Annotated in this window: 10 protein-coding genes and 1 tRNA gene; 7 read left to right on the forward strand and 4 right to left on the reverse strand. The window is 70.3% G+C overall.

Going from position 1 to position 9,700, the window contains the following annotated elements; all coding sequences use genetic code 11:
* The coding region (locus tag ACTH43_RS17880) for a lyase family protein (protein WP_441446243.1) at positions 1–874 on the reverse strand (874 nt) is incomplete at its 3' end.
* A 112-nt stretch (positions 875–986) separates the two neighbouring features.
* Between ACTH43_RS17880 and ACTH43_RS17885 the strand changes: the two genes are divergently transcribed.
* From ACTH43_RS17885 to galK, 4 genes are all read left to right on the forward strand, one after another.
* A complete protein-coding gene (locus tag ACTH43_RS17885; RefSeq protein ID WP_441446244.1) occupies positions 987–1,277 on the forward strand; it encodes a DUF3017 domain-containing protein in 291 nt (96 codons plus the stop codon).
* 208 nt (positions 1,278–1,485) lie between these two features.
* Entirely contained in the window at positions 1,486–2,982 is a 1,497-nt protein-coding gene (locus ACTH43_RS17890) for a threonine/serine ThrE exporter family protein (RefSeq protein ID WP_441446245.1), read from the forward strand.
* Positions 2,979–4,082 (forward strand): lactonase family protein, encoded by a 1,104-nt coding sequence (locus tag ACTH43_RS17895; protein WP_441446246.1) that lies wholly within the window; start codon positions 2,979–2,981, stop codon positions 4,080–4,082. The genes ACTH43_RS17890 and ACTH43_RS17895 overlap by 4 nt, the downstream gene beginning before the upstream one ends.
* A gap of 112 nt (positions 4,083–4,194) precedes the next feature.
* On the forward strand, positions 4,195–5,448 hold the full coding sequence (gene galK / locus ACTH43_RS17900; RefSeq protein WP_441446247.1) for a galactokinase: 1,254 nt from the start codon (positions 4,195–4,197) through the stop codon (positions 5,446–5,448).
* 219 nt (positions 5,449–5,667) lie between these two features.
* Here galK and ACTH43_RS17905 read toward each other — a convergent pair whose 3' ends face one another.
* From ACTH43_RS17905 to ACTH43_RS17915, 3 genes are read right to left on the reverse strand one after another with little or no spacing between them, the layout of a single operon-like run.
* Complete coding sequence (locus ACTH43_RS17905) at positions 5,668–6,144, reverse strand: hypothetical protein (protein ID WP_441446248.1); 477 nt, start codon at positions 6,142–6,144, stop codon at positions 5,668–5,670.
* 9 nt (positions 6,145–6,153) lie between these two features.
* On the reverse strand, positions 6,154–7,191 hold the full coding sequence (locus tag ACTH43_RS17910; RefSeq protein WP_441446249.1) for an adenosine deaminase: 1,038 nt from the start codon (positions 7,189–7,191) through the stop codon (positions 6,154–6,156).
* Positions 7,188–8,432 carry a pyridoxal phosphate-dependent aminotransferase gene (locus ACTH43_RS17915; RefSeq protein WP_441446250.1) on the reverse strand — a complete coding sequence of 415 codons (1,245 nt, stop codon included), beginning with the start codon at positions 8,430–8,432 and terminating at the stop codon, positions 7,188–7,190. Before ACTH43_RS17915 ends, ACTH43_RS17910 begins: the two co-directional genes overlap by 4 nt.
* A gap of 229 nt (positions 8,433–8,661) precedes the next feature.
* On the opposite strand from ACTH43_RS17915, the gene ACTH43_RS17920 reads away from it, so the two are divergent.
* The 3 genes from ACTH43_RS17920 to ACTH43_RS17930 form a co-directional block, all read left to right on the forward strand.
* Positions 8,662–8,734: transfer RNA gene (locus ACTH43_RS17920), tRNA-Trp, on the forward strand.
* Positions 8,735–8,797: 63 nt separating this feature from the next.
* The gene (gene secE / locus ACTH43_RS17925; RefSeq protein WP_441446251.1) at positions 8,798–9,064 is read left to right on the forward strand and encodes a preprotein translocase subunit SecE; all 267 of its coding nucleotides are present in this window, start codon (positions 8,798–8,800) and stop codon (positions 9,062–9,064) included.
* A gap of 76 nt (positions 9,065–9,140) precedes the next feature.
* On the forward strand, positions 9,141–9,700 hold a 560-nt coding region (locus ACTH43_RS17930), incomplete at its 3' end, for a transcription termination/antitermination NusG family protein (RefSeq protein WP_441446252.1).

Below are 9,700 nucleotides of genomic sequence, written 5' to 3' on the forward strand. Positions count from 1 at the left end.
GGCGCAGGATCCCGGAGAAGGTCACGAACGCGCCGGTGTCGCTGGTGGCCTCGACGAGGTCGATCGAGACCATGAAGTCGATGCCGGTCAGGGACGAGAGCTCCTCGGTGGCACGCTGCGCGTAACGCGGATCCGTGGTGATGCCGGTCCCGATCGCGGTGGCCCCGAGGTTGATCTCCTGGAACGCCGACGCGGTGCGGGTGAGTCGCTCGACGTCCTCCTCGATCGTGGTGGCCCAGGCGTTGAACTCCTGGCCCACGGTCATCGGGACCGCGTCCTGCATCTGGGTGCGACCCATCTTCAGGATCTCGGAGTACTCCGCGCCCTTGGTGCGGAGGGTGGAGATCAGATGCTCCATCGAGTCCACCAGAGCCGGGAACGTCAGCAGGATCGCCAGCCGCAGCGAGGTGGGGTACACGTCGTTCGTGGACTGGGAGAGGTTGACGTGGTTGTTCGGATGGAGGTGCTCGTACTCGCCCTTGGCGTGACCGAGGATCTCCAGCGCCCGGTTCGCGATCACCTCGTTCGCATTCATGTTGGTGCTCGTGCCGGCGCCGCCCTGGATCATGTCCACCACGAAGTGCTCGTGGAGCTCACCGCCGGCGATCTCGGAGCAGGCCTGCTCGATAGCGGCCGCTCGCTCGTCATCGAGCGCTCCGAGACCGTGATTCGCGCGGGCCGTGGCCCGTTTGACCTGGGCGAGTGCCTCGATCAGTCGGGGGAAGTGGCTCAGCGCCACATCGGTGATGTGGAAATTCTCCTGCGCACGCAGGGTCTGGACACCGTAGTAGGCATCGGCGGGCACTTCGCGATCGCCGAGCAGATCATGCTCCGTGCGGGTCGCAGTACCGGTCATCGCACCGGGGATGGTCATGTGAAGGAGTCCTCCAGGTCGCTCTGCGGTCGACGGCGCTGCCGACCACGGCCAGGGTAGCCGCGTCGGGGCCGACGCGAGGACCGTACGGCGTGGACCGTACGATGGGTCCGTGTCCGAGCGTCGTTCCCCCACCACCCTCGCCGCCGCCTTCCAGCGGCAGGCGGTGCTGACTCTTGCCCTGTGCGCACTGGGTGCGGTCGTGGCGATCGCCGTGCTCGCCTCCGTGCCGCTGGCCGGGCTGCTGCTGGCCGCGCTGCTGGGGGTGCTCGCCGTGCTGAGAGCGGTGCTTCCGGTGCGGGCGGTCGGGGCGCTCGCGGTCCGCTCCCGAGGGCTGGACGTGGTGGTGCTGCTGCTGCTCGCCATCTCCCTTGCTGTGCTGTCCGCCTCGCCCAACCTCTGAGCTCCGGCCTGACGCCACCTCTCCGCTGACGTCTCCGCTGACGCCAGCTCTCCGCTGACGTCACTGCGGTCCTCCTCGTTGACGGACGTGCTGCGCCGCGGCGCAGCAGCACCGCGCGGACCGGTCGGCGCGGTGAAGCGTCAGGCTGTGAGGCGTCAAGCGGCCCGCGGAGTGTTCCAGGTCCCGGCGCGTGTGGCACGATCGGTGGGTGCCCACCGACTCCACCCGGCTCCATGCCGTGTTCGACCTCGCCATGAGGATCGGCGAGGGCCTGCTCACCAACGGCGCCGCGGCCTCCGAGGTCACGGCGACCGTGCTGCGGGTGACCAGCTCCTCCGGTCTTCGCAACGTCTCGGTGCAGGTGACGTTCAACGAGGTGACGATCTCCTACCTGGCGGACGAATCCGCCACTCCCTTCACCAGGGTGCGCTCCGCGAGCGAACGGGTGCAGGACTTCGCCCGGCTGGCCGCCTTCGAGGACATCTCCCACGGCTACCTCTCCGGAGAGCTGCCGCTGGACGAGGCGCGCCGTCAGGCCTCCGCGATCCCGCAGCGCCAGCCTCTGTACCGCATCCCCCTGGTGGTCGCCGGCTTCGCCGTCATGGGCGGGGCCGCGGCGCTCTTCTTCGGAGCGGGCAGCCTCGTGGTGCTTGCGGCGACCCTCTCCGCCGGGCTGCTGATCGCGATCGGCGAGCTGTTGGCGCGATGGAACATCCCGCCCTTCTACAGCCAGGTGCTGGGGGGCTTCATCGCGGTGGGGGGCGCAGTGCTCGTGGCCCTGCTCGATGAGAGCGCGAACCCTTCGACGGTGGTGATCTCCTGCATCATCGTGCAGCTGGCCGGGCTGAGCTCGATCAGCGCCGTCCAGGACGCGGTCACCGGCTGGTATGTCACCGCGGCCGGACGCATGCTCGAAGCGCTGATGCTCACCGTCGGCCTCGTGGCCGGGGTCCGCGGAGGCATGCTGCTCGCCGACCTGGTCGGCGCGGATATCTCGGTCAGCGCAGCCCTTCCCCTCACCCTCACCACAGCGGTGGTGGTGATCATCTCCGGGCTGGGCATGGGGCTCGGCTACGGGGTCGGCACGCAGGTGCCCGCCCGGCTGCTCTTGTTCGCGGCGCTGGTCGCTGGGAGCTCCGGGATCCTCGCGCATCTGCTGTCCGGCCTGCTGCTGGACCGCACCGTCGCCGTCGCCCTGGCGGCCTTCGGCACCGGCATGGTCTCCACGGCGCTCGCAGATCGGCTGCGCGCCCCGTCCCTCGCCTTCGTGATGGCCGGCGTGATCCCGCTGGTCCCCGGCAGCCTCATCTACCGCGGCCTGCTGGGGCTGGGCGATGATCTCGGCACCGGCGTCGCCGATCTGCTGGGAGCCGCCGAGATCGCGGTCTCGATCGCGGCCGGGGTGGTGCTGGGGCAGCTGCTCGCCTCGCGCCTGATGCCCTACATCCGCCGCACCGGGATCGCGTACACCCCGGCGATCTCCTCGCCGTTCACCACGCTGCGCCGCCGCCGCCTCTCTCTGGGCTCGCGCGGGCAGCGGCGTCGTCGTGGCGCGCCGGTGATCGAGCCGTCTACGATGACCGGCGAGATGACAGCGCTGTCCTCCACGATGTTCGAGGACCCGTCCTTCCTGGCGGATCTCGATCCGCCCTCGGACCTCGAGGACGGTTCGCGGCGGCGCACCGACCCCGAGGAGCCCTCGTGAGCACCACCGCCTTGAGCACCACCGCCGTGAGCGCCACCGCACAGATCGCCGTCGGCGGATATTCGCGCAGCGGCACGGGCCGCGGCCCGGGTCTGACCCTGCTGAAGCTCACCCTCGAGGATCCCCACGCCGTGCCTGCGGTGGAGCAGCTGGCGGTGGTGGATCTCGCCGATCCCTCCTTCGTGCTCTGGAACGAGGACGGCACGCTGCTGTACGCGGTGCTCGAAGGGGACCCCACCCGGGTGGCCGCGGTGCGGGTGAGCGCCGACGGGTGCGCGGCGGAGGTGCTCGGAGAGCTTGCCGTGGACGGCTCCGGGGGCTGTCATCTGAGCTTCGGCACGGACCGGTCCACGCTGGTCATCGCGCAGTACGGGGCGGGCAGTGTCGTCACGGTGCGGCTGGATGCGGACGGCGTCCCCCTCGAGCAGATCGATCTGGACGACCATCACGACTACAGCGACGGAGAGGACCCGCATCCGCACCAGGTGGTCCCGCTGCCCGGCACCGGCGTGCTCGCAGTGCCGGATCTCGGCCTGGATCGGGTGCTGCTCTACCGCCAGGACGTGGAGGGAATGATCAACCTCAGCGGGGAGATCCCGCTGCGGCGGGGCAGCGGACCACGACATCTCGCCCCGGACCACGAATCGGAGCAGCTCTACATCGCCTGCGAGCTCTCCGGGATGGTCGCCACCGCATCCCGGGACGAGCCCGCACCGCAGCTCACCCGTGGCGCCGCCGGCCGGGACCCCCGGACCGGGCATCGCTGGAGCGTGCGCTCGATGACCCCGGCCAGCAGTCATGAGGGTCCCAATGCGCTCTCCCACATCGAGCTCGCGGCAGAGGAGTCGCTGCTGGTGGTGGCCAACCGGGGCCCGGACACGCTCTCCCTGCTCTCGCTGGCCATGACGCGCCCGCAGCTGGTGGCGGAGATCGAGGTCGGAGCGCATCCGCGGCACTTCACCCAGTGGGGCGAACTGATCCTGGTCGCCGCGCAGGACGGGGACCGCATCGATGTGCTCAGGCGCGCGGGGGAGCGGCTCGAGGTGGTGGGGGAGCCGATCCCTGCTCCGTCGGCGGCCTGCCTCGCGGTGCGTCCCTGAACGCCGCTCCTCGGCTCTTGTCGAGATGACGGTTAGACTCTCGGACGCCGAGCCGGACAGGGCGCGCTTCCCGCTGCGCCGCCGGCTCCTCACCGCTTCGGAAGGAACCCCCATGATCTCTGCCGCTTCTCCCGCCGCCGTAGCGCGACTCGGAGCAGATCCGGCCGCGGTCGAGCTGTCCGCCGCCCCGGACCGCTCGGAGGCCGCGGATCACGCCGCACAGCTGTTCATCGAGTCCTTCGGCTACGAGCCCGACGGAGTGTGGTCCGCGCCCGGCCGGGTCAACATCATCGGCGAGCACGTCGACTACCAGGACGGGCTGTGCCTGCCGATGGCGATCTCGCACCGCTGCTTCGCGGCGGCGGCGCGCACCCCCACGGATCGGCTGCGGGTGCGCTCGGCGCAGGACGAGACGGTCCTGGACATCGATGCGCGTGCGCTCACGCCCGAGGCTGTCACCGGCTGGCCGGCCTATGTGGCGGGTGTGCTGTGGGCGCTGCGCTCCCGGATCTCGGGGGCCTCGACCCGCGGGATGGACATCATGATCGACGGTCAGGTGCCGCTGGGTGCCGGGCTCTCCAGCTCCGCGGCGCTCGAATGCGCCGCTGCCGAGGCCATCGAGGCGCTGCTGAGCCTCGGCACCGAGCCGCTGGACCGGGTGCGGGCTGCGATCACCGCCGAGACCGACTTCGCCGGGGCCTCCACCGGCGGTCTGGACCAGTCCGCCTCGGTGCTCTCACGCGAGGGGCATGCCCTCTTCCTAGACTGCCGTGACTTCTCCACCCGTCCGGTGCCGTGGGACCTCGCTTCGCAGGGCCTCGCCCTGCTGATCACGGACACCCGCGCCGAGCACTCCCATGTCGATGGCGAGTACACGGCACGCCGTGCGGACAGCGAGCGCGCGGCGCAGGCCCTGGGCGTGCCGACGCTGCGGGACGTCGACCCCGCACAGCTGGACGAGCAGCTCACCCGGATCGACGACGAGGTGGTGCGCCGTCGCGCCCATCACGTCATCACCGAGATCCAGCGGGTGCGGGAGTTCGACGCCCTGCTCGCCGCCGGCACCGTGCGCGAGCAGGTGACGGACCTCGGCGCCCTGCTGAACGCCTCGCACGACTCCCTGCGCGAGGACTACGAGGTGACCGTCCCGCAGCTCGACGTCGCGGTCGAGGCCGCGCGGGGGGCGGGTGCCCACGGTGCGCGGATGACAGGCGGCGGCTTCGGCGGCTCGACCATCGCTCTGGTCGAGGCGCAGCAGGCCCCGCAGGTCGCGGCGGCGATCGCTGCGGCATTCGCCGAGCATGGCTTCGACGCCCCGGAGTTCTTCCTGGCACTGCCCTCGGAAGGCGCCGGGCAGGACCGCTGACACGCCGGCCACGTCTGCAGACGCCGACTGCGACAGCCGAGGGGGACCAGATCCTGCTGGTGACCACCGGATTCGACGAGGCCGCTGCGCTCGGCGTGCGGGTGATCTCCTTGCCGCGTCCGGAAGGGTGGAGCGGCAGGAACTGGCCGCTCTGAACGAGGCTGCTTCTCCCCGCTGACCGAGAACACCGTGCCCACCCTGGCCCCGTCGCCCTCGCTCTCACCGCGTCTGAGCAGGGCGCCTCGCCCGCGACCGCACCGCGTCGAGGATCCCGAGCACTCCCGAGGCCGTCAGGGCGAGGGAGCCCGCCACCCACAGGGCCGAGCCGATGAACGGTCGACCAACCACCATTCCTCCGGTCGGCCGATTGTTCGCCTCATCCCAGCCGTCCCACATCAACCGTGGGGGATCCAGGACGAGGGTCGCCGGCAGGATGACCAGCGTGAGAGCGGCGACGAAGGCGACGACCGCCCAGAGAGCCGGCCAGCGCGGGATCCACACCGTCGCGGCGGCGACCAGCACGATCGCCCAGATCGGGAGCATCAGGGGCAGGGAATCGGTGGTCCCCGGCTGGCCGGCGCTGGTCATGAGGAACGCGTCGAAATCAGGATCGCTGGAGACGCTGACGGGCACCACCAGGGTGATCACCAGGGCGGCGACCGCCACCAGCGGGAGCATCCTGCGCGGAGTTCTCATGCGCCGACCCTAGAACGTTGCCGGAGGGGAGGCCAGCCAGGCCCTCACCCCGCCCAACAGGCGCTCCTTCACCGCGACCGGCGCGGCCGAGATCCGGATCGAGGACGCAGCGAGGTCCGCGATCTCGGCGTCGTCGAAGCCGATCTCCCGCGCGGTCTCATACTGGTCCAGCAGGCGAGAGCCGAACAGCAGCGGGTCATCGGCGCCCAGGGCGATCTGGGCCCCGGCATCCACCAGGCGGCGCAGCGGAACGTCGGCCGCCTGTTCCACCACCCCCAGCGAGGCGTTGGAGGCGGGGCACACCTCCAGACCGATCCCGGCCTCGACCACCCGCTCCAGCAGAGCCGGGTCCTCTGCGGCGCGCACCCCGTGGCCCAGGCGGTGCGGGTGCAGATGCTCCACCACGTCCTCCAGATGCTCGGGTCCCAGCAGCTCCCCACCGTGCGGCACCGACATCAGCCCCGCGTCGCGAGCGATCCGGAAGGCCAGCGCGAAGTCTGCAGTGGTGCCGCGCCGCTCGTCATTGGAGAGACCGAAGCCGACCACCGGGCCGACGTGCCGCGCCGCCAGCCGGGCGAGGGTCCGCGCATCCAGGGGGTGACGGGTGCGGGAGGCGGCGATGACGATCCCGATGCTCACCCCCGTCTCCTGCTCGGAACGGGCGGCCTGGTCCAGCACGATCTCGATCGCCGGGGTCAGACCGCCGACGAAGGGCCCATAGCTGGTGGGGTCCACCTGCAGCTCGAGCCGCCCGGAACCCTCGGCAGCATCGTCCTCGGCCGCTTCGTGCAGGATCCGGCGCATGGCCGACTCGGAATCGACCACCGCCCGCGCCGCGTCGTACTGGCGCTGGAAGCGGAACCAGCCGCGGCGCGTGGGCTCGACCTGCAGCGCGACGTCGTCGGTGAGCGAGCGGGGCAGTCGGATGCCCCGCTCGTCCGCCAGCTCCAGGAGCGTCTGCTGGCGCATCGACCCCGTGAAATGCAGGTGCAGGTGCGCCTTGGGCAGTGCCGCGAGATCGCGGCCTGCACCATCTGCCGGACTCATCCGGCCAGGAGCGCTGCCACCCGGTCGATGCCCTCGGCGATGTCCTCATCGGCCAGGGCGTAGGAGAAGCGCAGGTGACCAGGGGCGCCGAAGGCCTCACCCGGCACCGCGGCGACCTCCGCCTCCTCGAGGATCACAGCCGCCAGCTCTGCCGAGGTGGTGATCTTCCGCCCGCGGATCTCGCGGCCGAGCACTCCGGAGACATCCGGGAACACGTAGAACGCGCCGGTGGGGGTGGGGACCGTGAACCCGGGTACCGCGGAGAGCTTCTCCACGATCAGGCGACGTCGACGATCGAACGCCTCGCGCATCTGCTCGACGGGCTCAGTGGGGCCGGTGAGCGCCGCCAGGGCCGCCCGCTGGGCGATGTTGTTGACGTGCGAGGTGAGGTGGGACTGCAGGTTGGTCGCCGCCTTGATGATGTCGGCCGGGCCGACCATCCAGCCCACCCGCCAGCCGGTCATCGCGAAGGACTTCGCCACCCCACCCAGCAGCACTGTGGTCTCGGCGAGCTCGGGCACCGCCTTGAGGACCGAGGTGAAGGGCATCTCGTCGTAGGTGAGGGACTGGTAGATCTCATCGGTGACCACCCAGATCCCGTGCTCGAGCGCCCAGCGCCCGATCTCGGTGACCTGCTCGGGGGTCAGCACCACCCCGGTGGGGTTCGAGGGGGAGCAGAGCACCAGGGCGCGTGTGCGCTCGGTGCGGGCCGCCTCGAGCTGGTCGATGGTCGGCACATAATTCTGGTCCACCCCGGCCAGCACCGGCACCTCGACCGCTCCGGTCTGCCGGATCGCCTCGGGGTAGGTGGTCCAGTAGGGGGCCGGCAGCAGCACCTCGTCGCCCGGGTCCAGCAGGGTCGCGAAGGTCTGGAACACGGCCTGCTTGCCACCGTTGGTGACGAGCACCTGGGAGGGCTGGATCTCCAGACCGGTGGTGCCCGAGAACGCCTCGGCCAGCGCCTCGCGCAGCTCCGGGAGGCCCCCGGTGGCCGAATAGCGGTGATTGCGCGGATCCTGCGCCGCCTCGATCGCGGCGTCGACGATGTGCTGCGGGGTGGGGAAGTCCGGCTCGCCGGCACCGAAGCCGATCACCGGCCGACCGGCGGCCTTGAGCGCCTTCGCGGTCGCATCGACCGCAAGGGTCGCCGACGGCTGGATCGCTCCGACCTGCTGCGAGATGCGGGCGTGCTGAGGGGTGTGCGGGCTGGTCGCGGAGATGCTGGCATCGTCGTTGGTCACCCGCCTATCGTGGCAGAGCACGCGATCAGTCGCCAGGTCCGACCCCATTCGGACACGGGGGAATACGGCGGGGGAGAACGCTGGGGGACCGTTCCTGGAGCAGATGTGATGTGATCTGCTGCCAGCCGATTCGCACGAGGTCCCTGCGGCTTGTATGCTGGTCGCTGGTCAGAATCACGATGCTCCTCCGGGGGCAGTGCGAAGACCTCATGAGGCCTGGTCCTCGTGAAGGGCAGTGGCGCAATTGGTAGCGCAGCGGTCTCCAAAACCGCAGGTTGCAGGTTCGAGCCCTGTCTGCCCTGCCGGTCCGGTCGGGGTCACCCGACCGGATGCGGATGACCTCGACGAGATCGGACAGCCCAGACGTGAACTCCAGCCAGAACGCCCCGTCGACGCCCACCGGTGCCGACGCCCAGGGCTCCGGGTCGAAGAACCCGTTCCTGGCCATCGGTCTGTTCATCCGCCAGATCATCGCGGAGCTCCGGAAGGTGGTCGTCCCGACCCGTCGGGAGCTGGTCCTGTACTCGATCACGGTTCTGCTGTTCGTCGTCTTCATGATCCTTCTGATCTTCGGCCTCGACTCCGTGTTCAGCTGGCTCTCCAGGATCGCCTTCACGGTTCCCGACGTGTGAGCCGCGGGCTGGCCCGCACCACGCAACGCACCGTGACCGATCAGTTCCACGCCGCCAGGAAGGCAGGTACCCGCCGATGAGCGACCAGACCTCTACCCCCGAAGAGTCCTCCACCCCCGACGAGTCCTACCAGGGTGTCGACGACTCCCTCTCCTTCTCCGCCTCCTCGCAGCCGCAGACCGCAGCGCCCCAGGTGGACGCCGACGAGCAGCCCGCCGACGAGACCGTCGATGAGGCGCCGGAGGCCGACGACTCCGCAGCGGAGCAGGATCCCGAGACCCTCGGCGAGTCCGAGCCCGTCGAGGACTCGCAGGATGAGTCCTCCGAGCAGGACGAGCCGACCGAGGGCGAGTCGGACTCCGCCGAGCAGCCGGAGGACGCCGAGCAGGCAGAATCCGCTGAGGAGTCCGAGGAGCCCGAGGAGGAGGACCCGCTGGTGCAGCTCAAGATGCATCTGCGCTCCTCCTTCGGCGAGTGGTACGTCGTCCACTCCTACTCCGGTCACGAGAATCGCGTGAAGACCCAGCTGGCCACGCGTACCGAGACCCAGGACATGGAGGACTACATCTTCGAGGTCCAGGTCCCGATGGAGGACGCGACCGAGGTCAAGAACGGCCAGAAGAAGATCGTCCGCCG

It is taken from the genome of Brachybacterium sp. (genome assembly GCF_052095815.1).
GTDB lineage: Bacteria > Actinomycetota > Actinomycetes > Actinomycetales > Dermabacteraceae > Brachybacterium.